At 67.1% G+C, this 24,619-nt stretch carries 22 protein-coding genes and 1 pseudogene; 20 read left to right on the forward strand and 3 right to left on the reverse strand.

Annotated features, from left to right (window positions below; genetic code table 11):
* Window positions 1-15 precede the first annotated feature (15 nt).
* Genes mvk through AC4JJG_RS06555 form a run of 7 tightly spaced genes read left to right on the forward strand, consistent with a single transcriptional unit; the run spans window position 16 to window position 7,949 of the window.
* A complete protein-coding gene (gene mvk / locus AC4JJG_RS06525) occupies window positions 16-951 on the forward strand; it encodes a mevalonate kinase (RefSeq protein ID WP_495400115.1) in 936 nt (311 codons plus the stop codon).
* Window positions 944-1,957 (forward strand): diphosphomevalonate decarboxylase, encoded by a 1,014-nt coding sequence (mvaD, locus tag AC4JJG_RS06530; protein ID WP_495400116.1) that lies wholly within the window; start codon window positions 944-946, stop codon window positions 1,955-1,957. Before mvk ends, mvaD begins: the two co-directional genes overlap by 8 nt.
* Entirely contained in the window at window positions 1,954-3,048 is a 1,095-nt protein-coding gene (locus AC4JJG_RS06535; RefSeq protein ID WP_495400117.1) for a phosphomevalonate kinase, read from the forward strand. Before mvaD ends, AC4JJG_RS06535 begins: the two co-directional genes overlap by 4 nt.
* On the forward strand, window positions 3,045-4,139 hold the full coding sequence (fni, locus tag AC4JJG_RS06540) for a type 2 isopentenyl-diphosphate Delta-isomerase (protein ID WP_495400118.1): 1,095 nt from the start codon (window positions 3,045-3,047) through the stop codon (window positions 4,137-4,139). Before AC4JJG_RS06535 ends, fni begins: the two co-directional genes overlap by 4 nt.
* The gene (locus tag AC4JJG_RS06545) at window positions 4,136-5,206 is read left to right on the forward strand and encodes a hydroxymethylglutaryl-coenzyme A reductase family protein (RefSeq protein WP_495400119.1); all 1,071 of its coding nucleotides are present in this window, start codon (window positions 4,136-4,138) and stop codon (window positions 5,204-5,206) included. The genes fni and AC4JJG_RS06545 overlap by 4 nt, the downstream gene beginning before the upstream one ends.
* A complete protein-coding gene (locus AC4JJG_RS06550) occupies window positions 5,203-6,396 on the forward strand; it encodes a hydroxymethylglutaryl-CoA synthase (protein WP_495400120.1) in 1,194 nt (397 codons plus the stop codon). Before AC4JJG_RS06545 ends, AC4JJG_RS06550 begins: the two co-directional genes overlap by 4 nt.
* Window positions 6,396-7,949, forward strand: coding sequence for a flavin-containing monooxygenase (locus AC4JJG_RS06555; RefSeq protein WP_495400121.1), 1,554 nt, complete (start codon window positions 6,396-6,398; stop codon window positions 7,947-7,949). The genes AC4JJG_RS06550 and AC4JJG_RS06555 overlap by 1 nt, the downstream gene beginning before the upstream one ends.
* A 15-nt stretch (window positions 7,950-7,964) precedes the next feature.
* Here AC4JJG_RS06555 and AC4JJG_RS06560 read toward each other — a convergent pair.
* Window positions 7,965-10,700, reverse strand: a pseudogene (locus AC4JJG_RS06560) (MMPL/RND family transporter).
* A gap of 354 nt (window positions 10,701-11,054) precedes the next feature.
* Between AC4JJG_RS06560 and AC4JJG_RS06565 the strand changes: the two are divergent.
* From AC4JJG_RS06565 to AC4JJG_RS06615, 11 genes are all read left to right on the forward strand, one after another.
* A complete protein-coding gene (locus AC4JJG_RS06565) occupies window positions 11,055-11,750 on the forward strand; it encodes an HNH endonuclease family protein (protein WP_495400122.1) in 696 nt (231 codons plus the stop codon).
* Between the two features lie 81 nt (window positions 11,751-11,831).
* Entirely contained in the window at window positions 11,832-13,088 is a 1,257-nt protein-coding gene (locus AC4JJG_RS06570; RefSeq protein ID WP_495400123.1) for a glutamate-5-semialdehyde dehydrogenase, read from the forward strand.
* Between the two features lie 27 nt (window positions 13,089-13,115).
* Window positions 13,116-14,036, forward strand: a complete 921-nt coding sequence (locus AC4JJG_RS06575) for an AAA family ATPase (RefSeq protein ID WP_495400124.1) — start codon at window positions 13,116-13,118, stop codon at window positions 14,034-14,036.
* On the forward strand, window positions 14,036-15,484 hold the full coding sequence (locus tag AC4JJG_RS06580) for a vWA domain-containing protein (protein ID WP_495400125.1): 1,449 nt from the start codon (window positions 14,036-14,038) through the stop codon (window positions 15,482-15,484). Before AC4JJG_RS06575 ends, AC4JJG_RS06580 begins: the two co-directional genes overlap by 1 nt.
* A 21-nt stretch (window positions 15,485-15,505) precedes the next feature.
* Complete coding sequence (gene nadD, locus AC4JJG_RS06585; RefSeq protein WP_495400126.1) at window positions 15,506-16,243, forward strand: nicotinate-nucleotide adenylyltransferase; 738 nt, start codon at window positions 15,506-15,508, stop codon at window positions 16,241-16,243.
* Between the two features lie 15 nt (window positions 16,244-16,258).
* Complete coding sequence (gene rsfS / locus AC4JJG_RS06590; RefSeq protein WP_495400127.1) at window positions 16,259-16,621, forward strand: ribosome silencing factor; 363 nt, start codon at window positions 16,259-16,261, stop codon at window positions 16,619-16,621.
* Window positions 16,618-17,367 carry a histidine phosphatase family protein gene (locus AC4JJG_RS06595; protein ID WP_495400128.1) on the forward strand — a complete coding sequence of 250 codons (750 nt, stop codon included), beginning with the start codon at window positions 16,618-16,620 and terminating at the stop codon, window positions 17,365-17,367. Before rsfS ends, AC4JJG_RS06595 begins: the two co-directional genes overlap by 4 nt.
* The gene (gene octT, locus AC4JJG_RS06600) at window positions 17,364-18,092 is read left to right on the forward strand and encodes a diglucosylglycerate octanoyltransferase (RefSeq protein ID WP_495400129.1); all 729 of its coding nucleotides are present in this window, start codon (window positions 17,364-17,366) and stop codon (window positions 18,090-18,092) included. The genes AC4JJG_RS06595 and octT overlap by 4 nt, the downstream gene beginning before the upstream one ends.
* 18 nt (window positions 18,093-18,110) lie before the next feature.
* Window positions 18,111-18,974 carry a DegV family protein gene (locus tag AC4JJG_RS06605; protein WP_495400130.1) on the forward strand — a complete coding sequence of 288 codons (864 nt, stop codon included), beginning with the start codon at window positions 18,111-18,113 and terminating at the stop codon, window positions 18,972-18,974.
* A gap of 99 nt (window positions 18,975-19,073) precedes the next feature.
* Window positions 19,074-19,985 (forward strand): ComEA family DNA-binding protein, encoded by a 912-nt coding sequence (locus AC4JJG_RS06610; protein ID WP_495400131.1) that lies wholly within the window; start codon window positions 19,074-19,076, stop codon window positions 19,983-19,985.
* Between the two features lie 4 nt (window positions 19,986-19,989).
* Window positions 19,990-21,522 (forward strand): ComEC/Rec2 family competence protein, encoded by a 1,533-nt coding sequence (locus AC4JJG_RS06615; protein ID WP_495400132.1) that lies wholly within the window; start codon window positions 19,990-19,992, stop codon window positions 21,520-21,522.
* Here AC4JJG_RS06615 and AC4JJG_RS06620 read toward each other — a convergent pair.
* Window positions 21,515-21,799: a DUF1905 domain-containing protein gene (locus AC4JJG_RS06620; protein ID WP_495400133.1), complete on the reverse strand. Its 285-nt coding sequence runs from the start codon at window positions 21,797-21,799 to the stop codon at window positions 21,515-21,517. The two genes, AC4JJG_RS06615 and AC4JJG_RS06620, sit on opposite strands and share 8 nt — an antisense overlap.
* A 215-nt stretch (window positions 21,800-22,014) precedes the next feature.
* Here AC4JJG_RS06620 and holA point away from each other — a divergent pair, with 215 nt between their 5' ends.
* A complete protein-coding gene (holA, locus tag AC4JJG_RS06625; RefSeq protein WP_495400134.1) occupies window positions 22,015-22,983 on the forward strand; it encodes a DNA polymerase III subunit delta in 969 nt (322 codons plus the stop codon).
* A gap of 58 nt (window positions 22,984-23,041) precedes the next feature.
* On the opposite strand, the gene rpsT is transcribed toward holA, so the two are convergent.
* Window positions 23,042-23,302, reverse strand: a complete 261-nt coding sequence (gene rpsT / locus AC4JJG_RS06630) for a 30S ribosomal protein S20 (protein ID WP_495400135.1) — start codon at window positions 23,300-23,302, stop codon at window positions 23,042-23,044.
* Between the two features lie 183 nt (window positions 23,303-23,485).
* Here rpsT and AC4JJG_RS06635 point away from each other — a divergent pair, with 183 nt between their 5' ends.
* Window positions 23,486-24,613, forward strand: a complete 1,128-nt coding sequence (locus AC4JJG_RS06635) for a sulfotransferase family protein (RefSeq protein WP_495400136.1) — start codon at window positions 23,486-23,488, stop codon at window positions 24,611-24,613.
* The last annotated feature ends 6 nt before the right edge of the window (window positions 24,614-24,619 follow it).

Consider the following 24,619-nt stretch of genomic DNA (forward strand, 5'->3'; position numbering starts at 1 on the left):
AGCGGGGAGCAGGGGATGGGCGCCGCACATGGCAAGGCCGTGCTGTTCGGCGAGCACGCGGTCCTCTACGGTGCGCCGGCACTGGTGTTGCCGGTCCCGGATGTCACGGTGACGGCGCGCGTGGCGCCGATGAGGTTCGGCGGAATCGACCTGTGCCTCAACGGCCGTCGACTCGATCGGCGGGCCATCGGGGACGAGTCCGACGGTCCCTGGAGTGCACCCGCCATGGCCGCGGTCGCGGCACTCGGTCACCTGGGCGCGACCGAGGGTGTTCATGTCGACGTGCGGAACTCGATCCCGGCGGGACGCGGCCTCGGTTCGAGTGCGGCGGTGGCGCTGGCGATCGTCGACGCGGTCTGCGATCTGTACGACCGGGTGCTGAGCGCAAATGATCGTTTCGATCTGGTGCAGATCGCGGAGACCACCGCACACGGCCGGTCGAGTGGCATCGACATCCACGGGGTCGCCAACGAACATCCGGTTCTGGTGACCCGGGGGCGGGCCACCGAGGCCGTGGTCGCCATGGAATGTGATGTGGTGGTTGCCGATACCGGAACTCCGGGCCGTACCCATGTCGCCGTCGAGGCGGTAGCGGACGGTATCGCCCGCTCGCCCGAGTTGACCGATCGGATGACCGAACTGATCCGGGTGTCCGACGACGGCGTGATCGCCGCGGAACGTGATGACCCGATCATGGTGGGCCGGTTGATGAGTGCCGCCCATCGCTGCCTCGCCGAGCTGGGGGTCAGCAGTGTGGCCACCGATCGCGCGGTGATGGCTGCGCAGAGTGCCGGAGCATATGGGGCCAAACTCACCGGGGGAGGGCTCGGCGGATGTGTGATCGCCGCCGTCGAACCCGGGCGGACCGGATCGGTCGTCGAGGCCTTACACACGGCCGGTGCGGTGCAGTGCTGGCAGCTGACACGGGACCGGTGGTGCGATCGTGTGTGAGAACGTCACGGCCGTCGCCTATCCGAACATCGCGCTGATCAAGTACTGGGGCAAAGCCGATGCGGTGTACAACCTGCCGGCGACCGCGAGCCTCTCGCTCACCGTCGACGTCTTCCCGACCACGACGACCGTCGGCCCCGCGCAGGGGGATCGTGACGTGATCCTGTTCAACGGCCGCGCTGCCACCGGCGACACCGCCGGCCGTATCGCGGATTTCCTGGACCTGGTGCGGGCTACGGCCGGTGTCCACCGGCCGTTGCGCGTCGAGACCGCCAATGCGGGTCCGACCGGGGCGGGGCTGGCGTCCTCGTCCTCCGGCTTCGCCGCGCTGGCGGCGGCCGCCTCTGCCGCATGCGGATTGTCCACGGAATCACGTGACCTCTCCCGTCTGGCGCGTCGGGGATCGGGTTCGGCCGCGCGATCGGTGTTCGGCGGTCTCGCGATGTGGCCGACGGGCACCGACGAGACGTCGGTCGCGGCGCCGCTCGACGACGGCGGGCTGGAACTCGGCATCGTGATCACGATGATCGACAGCGGTCCCAAGAAGACGTCGAGCCGGCGGGGCATGGCGACCACCGCTGCGACGTCTCCCTATCATCCGGCCTGGGTGGAATCGAGCGCACGCGACCTCGAAATGGCCCTCGATGCTCTGTCGCGCAACGACTTCGGAGACCTTGGAGAGATCGCCGAACACAATGCCCTGGCGATGCACGCGTCGATGATGGCGACCCGGCCGCCGATTCTCTATTTCCGTCCCCGCACGCTCGAGGTCCTCGAACAGGTCCGTGAGATGCGCCGCGACGGCCTGCCCGCGTACGCCACCGTCGACGCAGGCCCGAACGTGAAAGTGCTGTGCCCCGCGGACCACGCTGATCGGATCGCCGACCGTCTGCGATATCGGGTCCCGGGACTGTCCGTCGTCGTGGCCCATGCGGGTCCGCCGGTGGAGATCCGGCGCGGCCCCGCGTCATTGCCGAGGGACCAGCGGCAGGAAGCCACACGATGACGTCGACCGCCACCGCATCGGGTTTCGGGAAACTGATGATCGCAGGCGAATACGCGGTCACCAGACCCGGACGCCGGGCGATCGTCATGGCCGTCGACCGCACCATCGACGTCAGGGCGCGCCGCACCGACGATCCCGCGTCGGTCGTGGTGCTGAGCTCCCGTGTCGAGTTCACGGCCCGGCATGCCATCGCCGATCTGATGCTTCCGCACGCCACGACGGGCTCACGGCGTGACTACGTCGGCGCGGCGGTGTCGAAGGTTCTGGCCATCGGTGGGACCGCATGCGGTGTCGGCGAATCGACGGGTGTGGAGATCGTCATCTCGGGTGACCTCGACGATCCGGTGACCGGGGCGAAATACGGTCTGGGAGGTTCGGCCGCGGTGACGGTTGCGGTGATCGGCGCCCTGGACGACCTTCTGGGTCTCGGACTCACGGCCGCTGAACAGTGGAAACTCGCGTATCTCGCGACCGTGCAGGTGAATCCACGTGCTTCGGGCGCGGACCTCGCCGCGGCATCGTTCGGAGGCTGGGTCGACTACCGGTCTCCCGACCGCGTCTGGCTCGACGAGCGTGCGCGTGACACCGATGTCGCAGCGCTGATCGCGCAGAGATGGCCGTGCCTGAGGATCGAACGGATCAGCACACCGCCGGACGACGCCGGACTCGTCGTCGGCTGGTCCGGACGACCGGCCTCGACACCGCGACTCGCCGCCGTGGCGTCCGGGCGGCTGTCCGATGGGCTTCTCGCACAGAGTGATCGGATGGTGTCCGGGTTCCGAGGGGCTCTGGACCGTGATGACCGCCGGGCGATCGCCGGCATGGTGAACCGGGCACAGTGTCTGCTGGAGGCCGTGGACCGCGGCGACGACGGACATCGTGCGGGGATCGTCACCCCGGAGCTGTGCGCATTGATCGACAGCGCGAGCCGGTGTGGTGTCGCGGCGAAGGTGTCCGGCGCGGGTGGCGGCGACTGTTGTATCGCCCTGGCGGACAATGCCGAGGCGCGCGCGACGGTCGCCGATGTATGGCGGGACCTGGGCTATACGGTGCTGCCTCTCCGGTCGTCGGGCGGACGGGCGATGTCATGACCGTGACATCGGGCTCCCGGAAGGACGACCACGTCCGGCTCGCGGACGCGCAACACACCGTCGACCGGATCGATCGTCCGTTCGATGACGTCGGATTTGTTCATCATGCCTGTGCCGCAGTCGATCTCGACAGCGTCGATCTCGCAACCGACGTGCTGGGAGCCGGCTGGGGGCAGCCGTTCTACATCAACGCCATGACCGGCGGATCACCCCGAACGGGCTGGATCAACGCGGCGCTGGCCGAGGTCGCCGCCGCCACCGGGCTGTCGATCGCCGGCGGCTCCATGAGCGCGTATCTCAAGGACCCCTCGACCGCGCCGACATTCCGTACCCTCCGCGATCACCATCCCTCCGGCTTCCTGTTCGCCAACCTGAGTGCCAATTACGGTCCCACGGACGCTCGTCGCGTCGTCGATCTGATCGAGGCCGATGCCCTGCAGATTCATCTCAACGCGGTGCAGGAGATCGTGATGGCCGAGGGGGACACCAGGTTCGGGCACTGGCTGTCGAGTATCGAATCCATCACCGGAACACTGGACGTCCCGGTGATCGTCAAAGAGGTCGGATTCGGGATCAGTGCGAAGACCGCACGGCTCCTGCGGGATGTGGGCGTCTCCGCCGTCGATGCCGGCGGGTCCGGAGGCACGAATTTCGCGGCGATCGAAGATGCGCGCCGCGAGGCCGGAGGGATGTTCGGCTACCTGCACTCCTGGGGGCAGAGCACGCCCGTCGCGCTGATCGAACTCGATCAGGCCGATCCGGGCGTACCGATCATCGCCTCGGGGGGAGTGACCAACCCGCTCGATGTGATCCGGTCGCTTGCCCTCGGCGCGAAAGCCGTTGGTGTGTCCGGACATTTCTTGCACACCCTGATCAGCCGCGGCGTCGACGAACTGCACGACGAGATCATCCGATGGCAGACCCAGTTGCGCGCGCTGTACGGATTGCTCGGCGCGACCAGGACTTCCGGACTTCTCCACACCGATCTGGTGATCACCGGAAGGGTGCGGGAGGAATGTCTGGCCCGCGGCTTCGACCTCAGTGGATATGTCGCACGTGATGTCACCGATCACAAAGGAGAGAGCCGATGACGATGACTGAGCCGGTGGCCGAGCAGGACCGCGATCTGGTTGCCCCGGTGCCCATGCGCTGGATCGGGCCGGTGCGGATCTCGGGTGCCGAGGGTGTCGACGAGGTTCTGGTGCCGCTCGCGACCTTCGAGTCGCCGCTCTGGCCGTCCGTCGGGCGCGGTGCCCGGATCTCGCGGCAGGTCGACGGCGGCATCGCGGTCACCGTGGCCCGCGACTGCATGACCCGGTCGGTGTCGATGCGGACAGCCGACGGGCGCACCGCCGTGGAGGTGGCCGAGGCCATCAGATCCGATCTCACTCCGTGGCAGGCCGTGGTCAACGCCTGCAGCGCATATGCCGAACTCGAGTCCGTCCACACCGAGGTCGTGGGAAGTCTTCTCTACCTGCGCTTCTCCTTCCTGACGGGCGACGCGTCGGGGCACAACATGGTGACACTGGCGGCGGAGAAACTGATCGACCGGATGGTGGCGACCTACCCCGTGTCCTACAGTTCGATCTCGGGAAATCTCTGTGTGGACAAGAAGAATTCGTCGATCAACGGCATTCTCGGCCGGGGCAAATCGGTGGTCGCCGACATCCTGGTGCCGCGATCGATCATCGAGTCGCAGCTGCGCACTACGGCTGCCCGGGTGGCGGCCCTGAATACCGAGAAGAACCTCGTCGGATCGGTGCTGTCGGGAGGCGTGCGTACCGCGAATGCCCACTACGCCAACATGTTGCTGGCCTTCTACCTGGCCACCGGGCAGGATGCCGCGAACATCGTCGAGGGCTCTCAGGGCATCACCTACGCGGAGGATCGGGACGGCGACCTGTACTTCTCCTGCAGCCTGCCCAACCTCATCGTCGGCACGGTCGGCAATGGCAAGACGTCCGGTTTCGTCCGCGCGAACCTGGCCGCGATGGGATGCGCGCCGGATTCCGGCTCTGCGGGCGAGAGCGCCCGCCGTCTGGCGCGATTGTGCGCGGCGACGGTGCTCTGCGGGGAGCTGTCTCTGCTTGCCGCACAAACGAATCCGGGTGAACTCATGCAATCGCATCTTTCGATGGAAAGGAAGTCGGCCACATGATCGAGCACATAGGAATCGAGGACATCACACTCGCGACCACCGGTCTCGCTCTGGACCTCGGGGTTCTCGCAGCGGCACACTCGGTGGATCCGGAGAAGTACTACGCGGGTATCGGACAGTCCGAGATGAGTATCGCGGGCGAGGACGAGGACATCGTGTCGCTGGCCGCAGCTGCCGTCGGCGCCATCGCCGAGCGCAGCGACATCACCGCCGTGCGAACGTTGTTGCTGGCCACCGAGACCGGCGTCGACCAGTCGAAGGCGGCCGGCGTCTTCGTGCACGGTGTGCTGGGTCTTCCCGCGAACATCCGGGTCGTCGAGCTGAAGCAGGCCTGCTATGCCGGTACCGCGGCGGTGATGATGGCGGGTGCGATGGTGCGGGCCGACCCGGACGAGAAGGTCCTGGTGGTGGCCGGCGACGTCGCGAAGTACGAGGAGGGTTCCGGAGGGGAACCCACACAGGGGGCGGGGGCCGTCGCCATGCTGATCTCGGCGGACCCATCGATCCTCCGGTTCGACCGGCCGTCGGGGGTGCACACCGAGGACGTCATGGACTTTTGGCGGCCGAACCATCGGACGACGGCACTCGTCGACGGGAAGTTCTCCATCGAGGCGTACATGACGTCGCTGGAAGGCGCCTGGTCGGACTACCGCGCGCACGGCGGATTCGCCTACGACGACATCGACCGGTTCTGTTACCACCAGCCATTCACCAAGATGGCGAACAAGGCGCATCACCACCTGGCGGAACTCAACGGCGACGTGACATCGAAGGACCGGATCGCCGATCTGATGGCGCCCACCCAGGTCTACAACCGGCGGATCGGCAACACCTACACCGCGTCGATCTATGTGGCGCTGTTGAGTCTCCTCGAGACGACGGAGGACGACCTCGCCGATGCCCGTGTCGGAATGTTCAGCTACGGCTCCGGCAGCGTCGGCGAATTCTGGTCGGGCACAGTCGTTGCCGGGTATCGGTCACGACTGTCGAAGGAGGCGACCCTGCGCATGCTCGACGGGCGTCGTGCCATCGATCACGACGAGTACCGGCGTCTGCATCGATTCGCGCTGCCGGTCGACGGTTCGTCGGTGAAGATCGACGAGCGAACGGCGCGGCTGGGTTATCGGTTGGCCGGGGTCGACGCCGACCGCCGCCAGTACGAACGCGTCGCGGTGGAAGCGGACGTCTGATGATGACGCGCACATCGGCTGCGGCCCCACAGACCACCGAGGACGCCGACCCCATCAAACGGCGATGGCGGGTGGTGATCGTTGGTTCGGGGTTTTCCGGGCTGGGTCTCGCCATTCGTTTGAAACAGCAGGGCCACGACGACTTCGTCATCATCGAACGTAACCACGACATCGGTGGCACCTGGCTCGACAACACCTATCCGGGCGCCGGATGTGATGTTCCGTCGAATCTGTATTCCTTTGCTGCCGAGCCGAACCCGGACTGGTCGCGGGCCTTCGCCACCCAGCCGGAGATCCTGCGGTACATCTTCGACGTGGCCGACCGGCACGGCGTCCGGGAGAATCACATCTTCGGCTGCGAACTGACCGACGCGCGCTGGAACGAGTCGGAGTCCCAGTGGGAACTGATGACCTCCAAGGGGTCGTTCACCGCCGATCTCGTGGTGTGCGCCACCGGCGGTCTCTGCGAACCGAAGTACCCGGACATCCCGGGACTCGGAGACTTTGACGGCCCGCAATTTCACTCCGCCCGTTGGGATCACGATACGGACCTGACGAACAAACGAGTGGCCGTCATCGGAACCGGGGCGTCGGCGGTGCAGATAGTGCCGGGTATCGCGCCGGATGTCGCACGGCTCGACGTCTATCAGCGCTCGGCCCCGTGGGTGATGCCGAAACTCGACCGGCCACATACCCGTCCGGAGCGGCTGGCCTACCGATACGTGCCGTGGCTGCAACGAGTTCTGCGAGCCGTGGTCTACCTCGCACGCGAAGGGTGGATCGTCGGGCACACCAAGTTCCACCCCGCCATGGCGCTCTTCACCATCTCGGGGCGCGTGAAACTCTGGTGGGAGGTGCGGGACCGGGAACTGCGTGACAAGGTCAGGCCGCGCGACAAGGCAGGCTGCAAACGAATGTTGCCCTCGAACACCTATTACCCGGCGCTCGGCCGCGACAACGTCGAGGTCATCACCGACGGTATCGCGGAGGTCCGGAAGAACTCGATCGTCACGACCGACGGCACCGAGCGTGACGTCGATGCCATCATCCTGTGCACCGGTTTCCTTTTCGAGACCTCACGCCGGAACGATATCTTTCGCGGGCGCGGCGGCACGACGATCCGGGAGGACATGATCGCGAATAAAGGGGCGTTCGGATACAAAGGGTCGGTACTCCCCAACTTCCCGAACCTCTTCATATTCCTCGGCCCGAATTCGGCATTGGGATCCTCCTCGGCGTTGTACATGATCGAGTCCCAGGTCAATTACATCGCCGACGGCATTGCGACCTTCGAGAAACTCGAGTTGGCGACCGTGGAGGTCCGGACGCAGGTGGTCGAGGAATACAACCGGGAGATCGAGCGCATGACCGCGGGAAGCGTGTGGGTCAGCGGTTGCCGCAGTTGGTTTCTCGACAGCTTTGGCCGGAACATAGCGCTGTGGCCCGACTTCAGTTTCCGGTATCGCAGGCGCCTCCGGAGATTCGACGTGGCGGCCTACGACGTGACCTACCGCTCAGCCGAGACCGTCACGGACGAGGAGACCGTCGCCTGATCGACGGTGCGGCCATCAGCGTGTGACGGTCCGGCGGACAGCCCGGACATAATGCGCGGGATTCCACCAGAACCATCGGCCCAGTAGTTGTGCGATGCTCGGCACCACGAGCGCCCGGATGATCACTGTGTCGATCATCAGACCGATGCCGATGGTGCAGCCGACCTGTGCGACGCTGAGCACGCTGCTGCTGAGCATCGCGAACATGGTGATACCGAAGACGATTCCGGCGGTGGTCACCACTCCACCGGTGCCGGCGAAGGTCCGGATGAGTGCGGTGTTGGGGCCCGGCGACACTGCACGTTCTTCCCGGAGCCGGAGGGTGAACAGCAGGTTGTAGTCGGCGCCGACCGCGACCAGGGCGATCAGCGAGATCGAGGGGACCGCCCAGTGCAGGTCGATGCCGAGCAGATGCTGCCAGATCAGTGTGCTGACGCCGATCGCGGACACGTACGAGACGATGACCGTGCCGACGACGACGATCGCCGCGATCGGACTGCGCACCATGATGTGGACGATGAGGAAGACCATCGTCAAGGCCAGCGACACGAGCAGGATGAAGTCGTCGCGGACATAATCGCGCAATTCGGCGGTGCCGGTGCCGAACCCGGCCACGAGAATGTTCCGGGGCGTGAGCGTGCCCTCCTTGGTGGCCTCGGTGACGGCGGACCGGAGGGCGGCGGAACGGTCCGCGCCGTCGGAGCCGAACGCACTGCCGGTCCCGTACACGATGAGCCGGGTGGCGCGCCCGTCGCGGGAGAAGTAGTTGTCGGTGGCGCGCTGGAAGTCCGGGTTTTCCCAGGCCTGCAGCGGCATGTAGAAGCCACCGGAACCGCTGCCGCGGAAGTCGGTGCGGATGCCGCGCAGATATTCGGTCAGCCCCGCGAACATGGTTCGGGTCTCCGAGATGGCACCACCGAGGGTGCCCGTCACCGTGCGCAGTTGTGTCAGGGCCCCGTTCATCAACGAGATCGACTGTTGCGCACCGGCAAAAGTGGCCGCTGCGTCAGTGGTCGCCGGACCCAGGCCACTGGCCCCCGCGGTCAGCGATTGTGTTGCGGCGACGATGGAGTCGACGGGATCGACGATCTGTTTGATCACCGAGCAGGCCGGGTTCTGCGCGCACCCGGGGGTCGTCCGGGCAATGGTCCGAAGAGGGTCGACGTAACCGGCGACCTGCTGGGCCTGCGCCGAGAGTTGCTGCATGCCCGCCCGCATCTGTTCGGCGGAACCACCGAGCCGATCGAAGCCCCGGGCACCGCGGGCGAGCCCGGACTGGAGTTCGGCGATGGCTGTGGCGAACTGGTCGATGGTGGGCGAGAGGCGGTCGACCGCGCCGAGACGATCGGTGAGGGTGGCGATGCCGGCATCGAGTTGATCGCCGATCGTGCCGGACTGCCCCGCGAGGGTGGCCTGCTCGGGCACCGTACCCGCCGGACGCGAGACCGATTGCACCATGCGGACTCCCGGAATCGTCATGAGCTGCTGCGTGACCCGTTCGATGGCGATGACGCCTGCCGGATTCCGCATGTCGTGATCGGCCTCCACCACCACGGTCTCGGGCAGCAATTGGTTGGGCGGGAAATGCCGGTCGGCCGCCGCGAAACCCTGGACCGCCTGCGTGGATTCGGGTTGCGCGGCCAGCTCGTCGAAACCGATCCGGGTGGTCGCCGCAGGTAGTGCACAGACCAGCAGAACGCAGATGCTCGCCGCCAGCACGATACCCGGCCAGCGGGTCACGGTGAGGCCGATGGTCCGCCATCCGCGAGGATGTCTGCGCCGGGGACGCGGCTGTGCCAGCCCCCGGCTGCCCGCGAGATGGATCAGGGAGGGCAGCAGGGTCAGCGATGCCACCATTCCGGTGAGGATGCCGATGGCACACGGCAATCCGGCGCTGCGGAAGAGTCCGACCTCGGCGAACGACAGGCAGGCCAGCGCCACCGCGATGGTCAGCGCGGATGCGACGATGACCGGCGCCACGGATCGGTAGGCGGCTCGGAGTGCCGCACGATGATCGACACCTGCTCGGCGTTGCTCGTGATAGCGGCCGAGCATGAAGATGGCGTAGTCGGTGACCGCGCCGAGGATCATGGCAGCCAGCAGGGTGACCTAGAACAGGGACACCTCGAACAACTCGTCGCGGCCGCCGACGGCGACCAGCGCGCGAGCGACGGCAAGGGTGAGGCCGACGGTCATGAGGGTGATCGCGACCGTGGCGAGTCGCCGGTAGACGAGGAACAGCAGTGCCGCGATCAAGGCGACCGTGATGCCGGTGATGACGAGCATCTGCCGGTCGATGGCGGTGAATTCGTCGGCGATGATCGCCCCGGGGCCGGTGACGTAGACGTGCAGGCCGTCCGGGCGCGGCTGCCCGTCGACGATCGACCGGACCGAGGTGAGTGCGGAATTGGCCGTCGCCGCGCCGAGTTCGCCGTTCAGACGGAGCATGGTGTGCGCGGCCTTGCCGTCGGCGCTGATGGCGCCGGGGGCGGTCAGCGGATCGGCCCAGAGATCGACGACCGACTCGACATGTGCGCGGTCGTCGCGGATCTTGGTGACCAGGTTCTCGTGGTAGGCCTTGTCCGCGGGGCCGAGAGGACGATCGCTCTCGAGGACGAGGTAGTTCAGATTGGCGCCGTTGCCGTCGCCGAAGAGCCGGCCGATTTGTTTGCTCGCGTCATTTACCGACGCGCGCGCCGGGAGGAAACCCTGTGAGTGGTCGTGGGCGACGGTTTCGAGCTGAGGAACCATCAGTGTGCCTGCGGCCGCGGCAATGAGCCACAACAGGACAATGACCGGAGAGGTCCGGAGTATCAGCCGAAAAACCGAACTCACATTCGTATCCCCCCGGGTATTACGTCATAGTGGCAGACGCCGCCGGCTAAACGTAACAGATGGGTTCCGGTGGTGAGGGTATCCAACGGTTGCCAGGTGTGTGCGCCGGATATTACATCAGCCACATCCGTCATTTGTGTCCGCAATTCGGACGACATTTGTCGTCGCTATTCACCGAGGTGCACATCGGTTGTCGGGGGAACCGGCGGTGCTCGTCGGGCGTCGAATCATTGATCCGATGGATATCCGACGGGGACGGGGGTGATCCGGATGCTGGGCGATTGGCCGCTGCGGTGGTGGCTGGTGACGATGCTGTGTGTGGGCAGCGCGGTGATCGTCGCCGTCGGAGTTGTGATCGTTCCGCGGGGGCGAGACGGGCCAGTCCCGACCCGGGTGCGCGTCGCGATGTCCACCCTGCCGACAATTCACACGGTGCCGCAACGACTTTCGCGGCAGGACTACGAGCGTTCGGCATTCGGTTCGCCGTGGACGGACGGCGTGTCCGTGCACGGCGGCGGAAACGGCTGTGACACCCGGAACGACATCCTCACTCGTGATCTCGTCGATGTCCGTCCGGCGGCGATCGCGTCATGTCCGCACGCCGTCATGTCGGGCGAACTCCACAGTCCCTATACCGGGCGATTCATCGTCTTCCGGCGGGATCGCCGCGCGGCGTCCGTGCAGATCGATCACATTGTTCCGCTGGCGTATGCCTGGGACATGGGGGCGTGGCACTGGTCGCCGACGACCCGCACACAATTCGCGAACGACCCGGCCAATCTGGTCGCCGTGGACGGCGGTTCCAACCAGGACAAAGGAGACAAAGAACCCGCACGGTGGATGCCTCCGGACCGTGGTTTCCACTGTCAATATGCCGCGCAATTCGTGATCGTGGTCCGCACCTACCGTCTCGACATCGACAGGGCATCCCGAGACGTGCTGCGCCGGGCGTTGACGCGCTGCTGACCGAATGGCCACCGACCTCGGAGACCGTCTCCTGCCCACCGTTACCCTGGGATCATCAGCACCGAGGTGAAGCGAGGATCCATGAGTGCACCCACCGCCGAGATCGAGCAGGTAGTCGCCGGTCTCGCCACGTCGGCACGCGTCGCGTCGAGAGCGCTCGCCCAAATGACGACGGCCACCAAGAACGAGACGTTGCTGGCCGCCGCCGATGCCGTCGAGGCCGCCGCGGACTCGATCCTCGCGGCCAATGCCGAGGATGTGCAGCGCGCCGATGCCGACGGGACGGAGGCGAGTCTGATCGACCGTCTGCGTCTGACGCCCGAGCGGGTGGCCGGGATCGCGGGAGGGCTTCGTCAGGTGGCCGCCCTACCGGATCCGATCGGTGAGGTGGTCTCGGGCAAGACGCTTCCGAACGGGCTGGAACTGCGGCAGTTGCGGGTACCGCTCGGCGTGATCGGCATGGTCTACGAGGCCAGGCCCAACGTCACGGTCGACGCCTTCGGCATCGCCTTCAAGTCGGGCAACGCGGTCCTGCTGCGTGGATCGTCGTCGGCAGCGAGTTCCAATGCCGAACTCGTCCGCGTGCTGCGCGAGGTCCTCGAGGACAAGAAGGTCAACCCCGATGCCGTCGCACTCCTGCCGAGTGACGACCGGTCCAGCGTGACCGCACTCATCCGTGCCCGCGGGCTCGTCGATGTCGTCATTCCGCGCGGCGGCGCGGGCCTGATCAACGCCGTGGTGGCAGATGCGACGGTGCCGACCATCGAGACCGGCACGGGCAACTGCCACGTCTACGTCCACGCGCTCGCCGATGTCGACATCGCGACCCGGGTCATCCTCAATTCGAAGACGCGCAGGCCGAGTGTCTGCAACACCGTCGAGACGGTGCTCATCGATCGTGCGGTCGCTGCCGATGCGATGCCGAAGATCATGCAGGCCCTGCAGGCGCAGGGCGTGGTGATCCACGGCGACGAGTCCGGCATGGAGCCGGCCACCGAGGCCGACTGGTCGGACGAATATCTGTCCCTGGACATCGCGATGAAGATCGTCGACGACCTCGATGCCGCGGTCGCCCATATCGATACATACGGCACCGGTCATACCGAGGCCATCGTCACTACGGACCTCGCAGCCGCGCGGGAGTTCACGACGCGAGTCGACGCGGCCGCGGTCATGGTGAACGCCTCGACCGCCTTCACCGACGGGGAACAGTTCGGCTTCGGAGCCGAGATCGGTATTTCCACCCAGAAACTGCACGCGCGCGGGCCGATGGGACTGCCCGAACTCACGTCCACCAAGTGGACCGTGTGGGGCGACGGCCACATCCGGCCTGCCTGACACCACCGACGACACGACGAGAACGAGATGACCACACCGAACACCGAAACGCGCGGACCCGCGACCGTGCCGTCCTTCGAGAGCGTGCCGGATGTCGTTGCGCGCCTGCGCGATACCGGCTACCTCGCCGACGATGCCACCGCGACGTCCACCTACCTGGCGGACCGGCTCGGCAAGCCGCTTCTCGTGGAGGGCCCCGCGGGTGTCGGCAAGACCGAGCTGTCGCGATCCATCGCAACCGCCACCGGAGCCGAACTGATCCGGCTGCAGTGCTACGAGGGCATCGACGAGGCACGCGCTCTGTACGAGTGGAATCACGCGAAGCAGATCCTGCACATCCAGTCCACCGGCACCCGGGACTGGGCCGAGGCCAAGAGCGACATCTTCTCCGACGAATTCCTGCTTCCGCGTCCGCTTCTCAAGGCGATCTCGCGGTCCGAGCCGACGGTGCTGCTGATCGACGAGGTGGACAAGGCCGACGTCGACATCGAAGGTCTGCTCCTGGAGGTCCTGAGCGACTTCGCGATCACCATCCCCGAGATGGGCACCGTGGTCGCCCCGCGGCGTCCGATCGTGATCCTGACCTCCAACGCCACCCGGGAGCTGTCGGAGGCGCTCAAGCGGCGCTGCCTCTACCTCTACATCGATTTCCCGGATGCCGTGCGCGAGCGGGAGATCCTGGAATCGCGCGTGCCCGAGCTGCCGGATGCCCTTGCCGCCGAACTGGTTCGGGTCGTCGGTGTGCTGCGTACGCTCGACATCCGCAAGAAGCCGTCGGTCGCCGAGACCATCGACTGGGCCAATACCCTTCTGGCGCTCGGCGCGGGGGAGGAGTCGGGCGGCAAGAAGGGCACTCTCGACGACGGTCTGATCGCCCGCACGCTCGGTGTGGTGCTCAAACACCGCCCCGACGTGAAGACCGCACTCAAAGAACTCAAACTGGGCTGATGGCGGCGCGCCCGAGTGCCGGGTCGGTCGACCGGATGCCGTTCGTCGATCACCTGACGAGCTTCGTCGACGAGCTCCGGCGCCGAGGTATCGTCGTCGGCCCGTCGGAGTTGATCGACGCGGCGCGCGCCGTCGAAGTACTCGATCTGCTCGATCGCCGGAGTCTCCGAGAAGGGTTGGCCGCCACCCTGATCGACGATCAGCTCCACCGCGGGGTGTTCGATTCCGTCTTCGATCTGTGGTTCCCGCTCGGTGACGGCGCGCGCAGTTCGGTGACCGAACTGCCGCGCGATCCCGACGGCGAGGTCGACGTGGAGGCGCTCCGTGAGTTGACGGCCGAACTGCTGGCCGACGATTCGGCGGCGACCGACGGACGGCTCGACCAACTGATCGCGATGATCGTCGATCAGCTGGGCCGATACGAATCCACCAGGGGCGAGGCCTTTTCCGCGTATCAGGCGATGAGTTCGGTGAATCCGCAAACCCTGATCGCGAGTATCGCGGCGGCCATGGCCGGTGCGGGCGCCGGTGGTGACGGCGCGGGTGGTCTGGGCAATCGTCCGGGCACCGAACCGCTCTACCGCCAGGCCGCGCGGGCGCGTGCCGCGGACCTACGCGCGGGGATCGAGGCGGAAACCCAGCGTCGGATGGCCGCTCGCAACGGCCGGGAGCGGGTGGCGGAGTACGCGGTTCCCACGTTGCCGGAGAACATCAACTTCCTCACCGCGGGTGCGAGTGAGCTGGCCGAGATCCGCCGCACCGTCGAGCCTTTGGCGCGTCTGCTCGCCTCCAAGCTCGAGACCCGGCGGCGCCGTGCGCATCACGGTGCGGTGGACGTGCGGCAGACGTTGCGCACCTCGATGTCCACGGGCGGGGTGCCCATCGAACTGAAGCGTCGCAAACCGCGGCCGGGTCGTCCGGAACTGATCATCATCTGCGATGTCTCCGGATCGGTCGCGGGGTTCTCACAGTTCACCCTGCGATTGGTGTACGCGCTGCGCCAACAGTTCTCGAAGGTCCGGGTGTTCGCGTTCGTCGACACCGTGGACGAGGTCACCGACTACTTCGACACCGGTTCCGACGAGGAGGACTTCGGGGCCGCGATGCACCGGATGATCATGGAGGCCCGCGTTATCACCCGGGACGGACATTCGGATTACGGTCACATGCTGAAAGGGTTCGTGGAGGAGTACTCCGACACCCTGACTCATCGCGGCGCACTGCTGATTCTCGGTGACGGCCGCACGAATTATCACGATCCCCGTGTCGATGCGTTGCGGGAACTGGTCGATCGCGCGCGGCACGCCTACTGGCTGAATCCGGAGGCCGAACAGGTGTGGGGGACCGGCGACTCCGCGGCCACCTCGTATGCCGAGGCCATCGAGATGTTCGAGTGCCGCAACGCGACCCAGCTGGCGAAGGCCATCGCCGATCTGCTGCCCGTGTGACCAGGCGTACACTGACCCGTCATGGCCACCGACCCCACGCCGACCTCCGAGCGCCCCGCACGGGAACCCCGTGCGCGCCGAATCGGCATCATGGGCGGCACATTCGACCCGATCCACAACGGGCACCTGGTGGCCGCGAGCGAGGTGGCCCATCGATTCGGCCTCGACGAGGTGATCTTCGTGCCGACGGGCCGGCCCTGGCAGAAGGTCGAGGACGACGAGCACAAACCCGGTGCGGCCGCGAAACCGTCGGTGAGCCCGGCCGAGGACCGCTATCTGATGACCGTCATCGCGACGGCATCCAATCCGCGGTTCTCGGTGAGTCGGGTCGACATCGAGCGCGAGGGCAACACCTACACCGTGGACACCCTGCGTGACCTGCGAAAGATCCTGCCCGACGCCGAGCTGTACTTCATCACCGGCGCCGACGCCCTCGATTCCATCCTGTCCTGGCAGGATTGGGAGGAATTGTTCGAACTCGCCAATTTCGTCGGCGTGAGCAGGCCGGGATACGAACTCGACGCCACCCATCTGGCCAAGAGGCTGGAAACGCTGCCGCCGGATACCCTGCAGATGTTGGAGATCCCGGCCCTGGCCATATCCTCCACGGAATGCCGAACGCGAGCGGCGCGCGGCCGGCCGGTCTGGTACCTGGTACCCGACGGCGTCGTGCAGTACATCGCCAAACGCAAGCTGTATCGCGCGCCCCGCGCATCCTCGCCCGGTGTCTCGGCCCCGGTGGTCGAGGCGACCTCCTGACGGAAGGACTTTCCTGTGACTGCCTCAGCCGAAGCGCTGCAGATGGCCACCATCGCGGCCCAGGCCGCCGCCGACAAGCTCGCCCATGACGTCACGGTCATCGACGTGTCCGAGCAGTTGGTGATCACCGATGTGTTCGTGATCGCGTCCGCGGACAACGAGCGGCAGGTCAACTCGATCGTCGACGAGGTGGAGGACAAGCTGCGCGACGCCGGATACAAGCCGGTGCGGCGGGAGGGCACGCGTGAGGGACGCTGGGCGCTCCTCGACTACGCGGACATCGTGGTGCACATCCTGCACGGCGAGGAGCGGGAGTACTACGCACTCGAGCGTCTGTGGAAGGACTGCCCGATCGTCGAGGTGGACGGACTCACGTGACCGCACCGTCCGACCAGCGCGACAATGCTTTTCCGCATGACACCCCGGACGATCACGACACGAGCGTCGAACGTCTCACCCCTGTGGTGCGCCGCCTGATCCTGTTGCGGCACGGCCAGACCGAGTACAACGCGGCCAGTCGCATGCAGGGTCAGCTCGACACCGATCTGTCGCCGGTGGGTGAACGTCAGGCGGTCACCGCGGCGTCCGCGCTCGCACGCCGGGTGCCGATGTATTTGCGGTCGTCGGACCTCCGGCGCGCTTTCGACACCGCACAGGCCCTGGCCGACCGCACCGGCTTGACGGTCGACACCGATCCGCGCCTGCGGGAGACCCATCTCGGGGACTGGCAGGGACTCACGCACCACGAGGTCGACGACCTGATGCCGGATGCACGCCGGATCTGGCGGGACGACCCGTCGTGGGCGCCGCCGAACGGCGAGAGCCGGATCGATGTGGCACGGCGTGCGCTGCCGGTCGTCGACGACCTGGTCGCGGGCCTGGACGAGTGGGGCAGCGGTGACCGTCCGGAGGCGCCCGTGGTGCTCGTCGCGCACGGCGGGGTGATCGCGGCGCTGACGGCCGCGCTGCTCGGCCTGCCCGAGCAGTCGTGGACGGTCTTCGGTGGCCTGGCGAACACCAGCTGGGTGCAGTTGTCCGGGCACGGCATGCCCGGCGATGCGCCGCGCTGGCGGCTCGATGTGTGGAACGCGTCGGCGGAGAGCGCCGACGCGGGTGTCCAATGACGATCCTGATCCTGTCGGATTCGCTCGCATACTACGGGCCGGCCGGTGGGCTGGCCGCCGACGATCCGCGGATCTGGCCCAATCAGCTCGGCGAACTCGTCGACCGGGACGTCCGGCTGTTCGGTCGCATCGGCTGGACGAGCCGCGACGTCTGGTGGGCGCTCACCCAGGATCCGAACATCTGGGCGGCCGTACCCGACGCGGAGGTCGTGGTGCTGGCGTTCGGCGGCATGGACAGCCTGCCGTCGCCGCTGCCCACCGCCCTGCGCGAACAGATCCGGTACCTCCGTCCCAACCGCCTCCGGCAGGTCGTCCGGGATTCGTACTCGTGGCTGCAGCCGCGGCTGTCGAGGACCGGCTGGCCGATGGCTCTGCCGCCGTCGGTGACGGTCGAGTACCTGGACAAGATCCGGGATGCGCTGGTGCAGCTGCGTCCGGACCTCCCGATCGTGCTGTGCCTGCCGCCGACGCATGCCAGCCCGTACTACGGCTACGTGCACGCCGGACGCATACCGACGACCGCCGCGATGGCGCGATGGGCGCGTGCGCACGACGTCCCCACCGTCGACTTCTATCCGGCGACCGCGCATGCCTTCACCGAGACACCGGGCGAGATGAATCCCGACGGCATCCACTGGGGGTTCGACTGTCACACCGCGATCGCCACGGTTACCGCACCCGTCGTCGACAGTGTGTTGCCGGGCGCGTCGGCCCGTCAACGGTGACCCGCTAACGTAGACGCCGTGCCTGTCGTCGTCGTCACAGATTCGTCGTCGCGGTTGCCGGGGTCGATTGCCGATCACTACGGCATCCGCCAGATCCCGTTGCATCTCAACCTGGACGGCACGGACTATCGCGAGGGCGTCGACGACATCCCCGAGGACGTCGTCTCCCGGCCCGGAGTCACCACCTCGGGTGCGAACCCGCACGAGCTGAGTGCGGCCTTCGAGGAGGCGGTGGCCGCCAGCGACGGCGACGGGGTCGTCGCGGTACTGATGTCGCGCAGGCTGTCCGGAACGTGGGGTGCCGCGCGCCTGGCCGCCGAGAACTTTCCGGGGCAGGTTCGCATCGTCGATTCCCGCTCGGTCGGGCTGGCCGTCGGCTTCACCGCCATCGGTGCCGCGCAGGCCGCCGCCTCCGGGGCCGACCGCGATCGTGTCTACGAGTCCGCGATACGACAGGCCGCCACCGTCGACTCCATGATCTGCGTGCAAAATCTGGAGAACCTGCGGAACAGCGGTCGTATCAGCGCGACAGGAAAACTGCTCGGCTCGGCGCTGTCGATCAAGCCGATCCTGCACATGTCCGACGGTTTACTCACCCTCAAGGAACGCCACCGGACCTTCTCGAAGGCTGTTGCCAAGATGGTGGACGCCGCCGTCGACAGCGCCGCCGGACGCCCCGTGACCGTCGGCATACAGCACTGTGCCGCACCGGATCTGGCGCGCGAACTGGCCGATCAACTGACGAGCCGACTGCGAGTGGTGACGTCGGAACTGATCGTCGACCTCGGCCCGATCCTCGGCTCACATGTCGGCCCCGGAGCGATCGGCACGGTCATCGCCACACATCTGGAACCGATCGAGGGAGCCGAACCTTCGGAGTGATGCCTGGGTTGTACACAACCCGATGTCCATCCACAGATTCGCGCTCCGGCGAGCGCTGACGACTGATCGGGTCGTTTCGCGTTCGTAGGGTCTGCGGACATGAGGAGTCGTCCCGCCGCCGCCACATCGCTGGATCGCCTTGCCGCGCCACCGGAACCACAACCGCCGGATCGTCCCCGGGTGCCGCCGGACCCTGTCGGTAACGACATATCCGATGGCTGGGGCGTCACCGGTGTGCCGACGTGGATCAGCGAACGTTTCGGGGAGGAGGAACCCGAGGACGAACCTGAGCCGCGGCGTCGGATCGCGGTGGCACCGCCGGCCGCCATCGCGCTGATTCTCGTCGGGGTGATCGCGGTCGTCATCGCGGGAATCTCGGTGCTGCACGGCAACTCGGAGCCGACCACGCCGGTGGCGTTTCCGGAGTCCGCGGGGCCGACGACAGCTGGAGAAGCAACGGCCGGGGAATCCGGAACGACCGGCGCGTCGTCGCAGGCGGCTCCGAAGGGCGCATCGGAGTTGGTCGTGAGTGTGGTCGGCCTGGTGCGCAAACCGGGACTGGTGCGGCTGCCGGAGCAGTCACGTGTCGCCGATGCCCTGGATCGCGCCGGCGGTGCCCGCGAGGGCGCGGACCTGTTGTCGCTCAACATGGCACAGAGACTCAACGACGGCGATCAGATACTCGTCGGCTACGCCGGTGGTGGCGGCAGGCCGGCGCTGCGCAGCGCGATCGTCGGTGCGAGTGGTGCACCCGCAGGCGATCCGGGCTCCGGTAGGCAGGCGCCCGGTGGTCCGACGAGCGCGGCTGGCGGTGCGTCGTCGACGGTCAATCTCAACACGGCGACCGAGGCGCAACTCGACGAACTTCCGGGCGTCGGACCGGTCACCGCGAAAGCCATCATCGCGTGGCGGGACCAGCACGGAAGGTTCGCCTCGGTCGACCAGCTCGGTGAGGTGGACGGTATCGGGCCGGCACGCCTGGCACGGCTGCGGCCACTCGTCTCGGTGTAGTCGCATGCGGACGAAACGGATTGTCGGTGCACTGATTCCGGCCGGTGACTATCGGCTGGTGGTTCCGGCGATCTCGGTGTGGCTGGTGACGGCGCTCGGCCTGTGGCATCCGGTCGTGGTCGGCATACCGGTAATCGTCGGGGCCGCGCTCGTGGGCGCCGTCGCGTTCGGGGCGAAACGAAAGCTGGGGGAGGGTGCCGTGGCCACCAGGGCGATGACCGTTGCCGTCGCGATGTCGGTGGCGGTGCCCGCTGTTGCCGCATTGGCGTTCCGGATGGAGGCTCGTGACGCCCATCCGCTGGCGCAACGGAGCGGCAAGACACGAATCGTCGTGTCGGTGCGCGACGATCCCGTGCGGCTCGGACCCGCCGAACGCGGCCAGGTGCGTGTTCGGGTGGGAGTGTCCGGTGGCGTGGCGGAACTCGTCGGTACCGCGGCGGACTGGTCGGAACTGCTTCCCGGACAGAAGGTTTCCACCCTGGTGCGGGTGCGCGCACCGCGTGGAGGGGATCTGGCCGTCGCGCGCCTCACCTCGGTCGGCGACCCGACGCTCCTCGGGCGTCCGCCGCCGCATCAGCGGTTTGCTGGTGTGGTGCGAGCGCGCCTACGGGAGTCGGCGGCGCGGGCACTCGGGCCCCGGGCGGCAGGATTGTTGCCCGGCCTCGTGCTCGGTGACACCAGCATGCTCGATGACGAGGTGCGTGACGACTTCACGGCCGCCGGGCTGACACACCTCACCGCAGTGTCCGGCGCCAACATCGCGCTGGTGTGCGGTGCCGGAATTCTGTTGGTGCAGTTGCTCGGTGGCTCCCCACGGGTGACCGTGGCCGTCGGGATGGTCCTGCTCGCGGTGTTCGTGGTGCTGGTCCGGCCGTCGCCGAGCGTGGTGCGTGCGGCGATGATGGGCGCGGTCGGGTTGTTGGCGCTGGCGACGTCGCGGCGTTCGCAGGCGATGCCCGCGCTGGGTGCGGCAACGATGATCGGTGTGCTGGTGTGGCCGGAGCTGTCGGTGTCACCGGGGTTCGCGCTGTCTGTTATTGCGACTGCCGGGCTGGTGCTCTGGTCCGGTGGGTTGCGGGACTGGCTTCGGGCACATCGTGTTCCGGCCGGGCTCGCGGAGGTGCTGGCGATGGCGATCGCGGCACAGTTGGTGACGGCGCCGTTGATCGCGGTGCTGAGTGGGCGGTTCAGTCTGATCGCGGTGCTCGCGAATGTGCTCGTGGCGCCGGTTGTCGGCGTGATCGCGGTGGCGGGCACGGTCGCGGCGTTGGTCGGGGGCTGGGGCGGCGATGACGGCCCTGGCGTCGCGTGTGCGGAGTTGATCCTGCGCGCTCTCGGGCCGGAACTGTGGTGGATGCTGACGTGTGCCGATCACCTCGGCGGGCTGACATGGGCCGCGTTGCCCGTGCCGTCCGGGTTGTGGGGTGCGGTTGTGGTCGCAGTACCGACCGTCGCGCTCGCCGTCGTCCTTGCCGGGAGGGAGCGGCCCGGCGGCGGACCCGTTCCGCGCCGATCACCCGCCGAACCGCTCAGTTGAGGCGGCGGTCGAGGTGCACTTCGACATCGTCGCCGTCGGTCTTGCCGATGGCCTTGCGGGTGGCTGCGGCGACGGGCAGCTTGTGGGTGCCGTCGCCGAGCGCCATGAACGCGCCGGTGAACGGATGCCCGTCGACGGTTCCCGAGACCTTCACCAGCCCTTTGGTGCCGAAGATGCCGGCCGAGTCCGGCAACTGCACACAGGTCCAGGTGTCGCCGGGGCGGACTTTCCCCAGCCGGGCAGTGAAGGTGATGTCCAGTGGTGTTGGCTCGGTCATGATCGTCGCTCCTTCGTCGGGTTCTGCGTCGGGTGGTCGAGGCAGGCGGCTCGATGCCGTCGTACCTAGTAGTGGTCGTACCTGGTACGACCACTCTCGGGCCGAAGATTCACCGGTGGCGGGACAGGAGGTTCGCTGACCATTCTCCGCACGCCGAGTCGTCGTGTGCCTCGCACCGGGCGGTCGGCGAGTCGCCGTCGGTGCCGTCTGGCAGCATGGTCGCCGTGAGCGAACGCCTGCATCTGCTACTCGGGGACGATGACTTCCTGACCGGGCGGGTGATCTCCGCGGTGGTGGCCGAGCAATCGGCGGCGTCCGGCACCGACGTCCCGGTCACCCGTGTGCGCGCCGGTGACGTCACCGGACCCGAACTCGCCGAACTCCTCAGCCCGTCGCTGTTCGCCGAAGACCGGATCGTCGTCGTCGAGTCGGCGGCCGATGCCGGCAAGGATCCCGTGGCACTGATCGGCGAGGCCGCGAAGTCACTGCCCGACGGCATCACGCTCATGGTGGTGCACACCGGCGGCGGTCGCGCGAAGTCGTTGGTGCCTGCCCTCAAGAAGGCCGGCGCGATCGAACACGATTGTGCCGCACCGAAGTGGCCCTCGGAGCGAATCGACTTCGTGCGCAAGGAGTTCCGTCGCCTCAAGGTCAAGGTGGGCAACGATGTGGTGGAGCAGGTCGTCGAATCGGTCGGCTCCGAACTGCGCGAGCTCGCCGCGGCGTGCCATCAATTGGTCGCCGACACGGGCGGCACCATCACGCGTGACGCGGTGGCGATGTACTACCAGGGACGCCCGGAGGTCACCGGATTCGAGGTCGCCGACAAGGCGGTCACCGGTGATCGTGCCGGGGCACTCGAGTCGCTGGCATGGGCCGAGCACCACGGCGTGCCCCGCGTCCTGCTGGCCGATGCGCTCGCCGAGGCAGTGCACGCCATCGCGCGGGTGCGGGCCATGGGTGGAGCTGATCAGTACGCGGCAGCCTCCGAACTCGGGATGCCGCCGCGCCGCGTCAAGAAGGTGCAGGCGCAGGCCCGGGCATGGGATTCGGATTCCATCGCGCGCGCGGTACAGATCGTCGCGCAGCTGAACGGGGATGTGAAAGGGCAGGCGGCCGACGCCGACTTCAGTCTCGAATACGCCGTGGGCCGGGTGGCGGACCTGCGTCCGTCGCGCGGCTGAACGCACGTCACCCCGGTGACCGCGTGGTCGTCACCGGGGTGAAGCGGAAAGAATCAGATCAGAGCTTGTTGACCGCGATGGAGATGGCCGACTTCTTGTTGGCGGCCTGATTGCGGTGGATGACACCCTTGCTGGCAGCCTTGTCGAGCTTCTGGCTCGCGGCCTTGCCCAGCTCGGCAGCCTTGTCCTTGTCGCCGGCGTCGACGGCCTCACGGAAGCTGCGGATGGAGGTACGCAGAGCCGACTTCACCGACTGGTTACGACGACGGGCCGCCTCGTTGGTGCGAATCCGCTTGATCTGCGACTTGATGTTTGCCACGCGTGTCTACCTCTTGCTCGTGATCTCGGCTGGTCTGGAATATCCAGTGGTCTGGGGCGATCGGCTCCGACAGGATCGAGCCGACTGCAACAGCGGTCCACTTTACCAGTGGGCCCGCGTGCGTCCCAAATCGCGCAATGAGCCGGAAGCCGCTGAGAACGGACAACTAGGCTCGATCCCATCATGTCTGTCGTTTACGTGCATATCGGCCTGCCCAAATCCGGGACCACCCACCTGCAGGATCGCCTCTGGCGTAACCGTGACCTGGCCTTACGGTCGTCGGGTCTGCTGTACCCGGGCAACGTGATCTCCGACCATTTCCACGCCGCCGTGCATCTGCAGCCCGAGCGGTACCTGGACTGGGTGGATCCGGCCTTCGCCGCGACGTGGCCGACGATGGTCGCGCAGATGAGGGCCTGGCCGCAGAAGTCACTGGTCTCGCACGAGCTGTTCAGCACCGCGACTCCCGAGCACATCTCCCGGTTGATGGCCGATCTGTCCTTCGCCGACGAGGTGCATGTGGTCGCCACCGTGCGGGACCTTGCCCGCCAGCTGCCGTCGGTGTGGCAGGAGAACGTGAAGAACCAGCGCCGCGCCAGCCTCGACGAGTTCGTCGACTCGGTGCATGCGCACAGCACTCCGGGAGCCGAGCCGGCGATGGAGGAGGAGCCGTTCTGGGAATTCCAGGACTACGTCCGGATCCTCGACAACTGGGCGCAGGTCGTGGGCCCCGACCGCGTCCACGTGGTGCCGGTGCCCCGACGGCACGACACCGTGGACGGCGACTCGTTGTGGGAGCGATTCCTGCGGGTGCTCGAGGTCGATGCATCGCGGCTCACCGTTCCGGTCCCCAGTCTCAACTCGTCGCTCTCGGCGGCCCAGACCGAATTCCTGCGGCGCCTCAACACCCGTCTGCAGCCGGATGACATCGAATGGCGACGATACGAACGCATCATCAAGGGACAGATCATCGGCGAGATCCTCTTCGAGGCGCCGTCGGGTGTTCCGCAGGGACTGTCCACAGCACATCGTGAGTGGGCTGCGGACAAGGCCGCCGAGATGGTGGAGGCCGTGCGACACGCCGGATATCGGGTCTCCGGCGACCTCGACGATCTGGCCGTGATCCGTACCGCGAGCAGCGACGCGCAGCCGCCGACGGAGAGCGACGTGCTCGACGTCGCGCTCGACACGATGGCGGCGATGGTGCAGGCAGCGCCGCTGCCGAAGGTCGGCCCGCGATGGCGTACCCGCGGCATGAACTATGTGCGCCGCGCTCGTCGCCGGCTTCTCGGTTTGCGACTCTCGCGATGACATTCC

The organism is Gordonia sp. B8661-1, from assembly GCF_059427765.1.

Excerpts from the sequence above, each read along its gene's own strand:
- mvk (WP_495400115.1), top strand. The coding sequence starts at position 16 with ATGGGCGCCGCACATGGCAAGGCCGTGCTGTTCGGCGAGCACGCGGTC.
- AC4JJG_RS06535 (WP_495400117.1), top strand. The coding sequence starts at position 1,954 with ATGACGTCGACCGCCACCGCATCGGGTTTCGGGAAACTGATGATCGCA.
- fni (WP_495400118.1), top strand. The coding sequence starts at position 3,045 with ATGACCGTGACATCGGGCTCCCGGAAGGACGACCACGTCCGGCTCGCG.
- AC4JJG_RS06545 (WP_495400119.1), top strand. The coding sequence starts at position 4,136 with ATGACGATGACTGAGCCGGTGGCCGAGCAGGACCGCGATCTGGTTGCC.
- AC4JJG_RS06550 (WP_495400120.1), top strand. The coding sequence starts at position 5,203 with ATGATCGAGCACATAGGAATCGAGGACATCACACTCGCGACCACCGGT.
- AC4JJG_RS06555 (WP_495400121.1), top strand. The coding sequence starts at position 6,396 with ATGATGACGCGCACATCGGCTGCGGCCCCACAGACCACCGAGGACGCC.
- AC4JJG_RS06565 (WP_495400122.1), top strand. The coding sequence starts at position 11,055 with ATGCTGGGCGATTGGCCGCTGCGGTGGTGGCTGGTGACGATGCTGTGT.
- AC4JJG_RS06570 (WP_495400123.1), top strand. The coding sequence starts at position 11,832 with ATGAGTGCACCCACCGCCGAGATCGAGCAGGTAGTCGCCGGTCTCGCC.
- AC4JJG_RS06575 (WP_495400124.1), top strand. The coding sequence starts at position 13,116 with ATGACCACACCGAACACCGAAACGCGCGGACCCGCGACCGTGCCGTCC.
- AC4JJG_RS06580 (WP_495400125.1), top strand. The coding sequence starts at position 14,036 with ATGGCGGCGCGCCCGAGTGCCGGGTCGGTCGACCGGATGCCGTTCGTC.
- nadD (WP_495400126.1), top strand. The coding sequence starts at position 15,506 with ATGGCCACCGACCCCACGCCGACCTCCGAGCGCCCCGCACGGGAACCC.
- octT (WP_495400129.1), top strand. The coding sequence starts at position 17,364 with ATGACGATCCTGATCCTGTCGGATTCGCTCGCATACTACGGGCCGGCC.
- AC4JJG_RS06610 (WP_495400131.1), top strand. The coding sequence starts at position 19,074 with ATGAGGAGTCGTCCCGCCGCCGCCACATCGCTGGATCGCCTTGCCGCG.
- AC4JJG_RS06615 (WP_495400132.1), top strand. The coding sequence starts at position 19,990 with ATGCGGACGAAACGGATTGTCGGTGCACTGATTCCGGCCGGTGACTAT.
- AC4JJG_RS06620 (WP_495400133.1), bottom strand. The coding sequence starts at position 21,799 with ATGACCGAGCCAACACCACTGGACATCACCTTCACTGCCCGGCTGGGG.
- holA (WP_495400134.1), top strand. The coding sequence starts at position 22,015 with ATGGTCGCCGTGAGCGAACGCCTGCATCTGCTACTCGGGGACGATGAC.
- AC4JJG_RS06635 (WP_495400136.1), top strand. The coding sequence starts at position 23,486 with ATGTCTGTCGTTTACGTGCATATCGGCCTGCCCAAATCCGGGACCACC.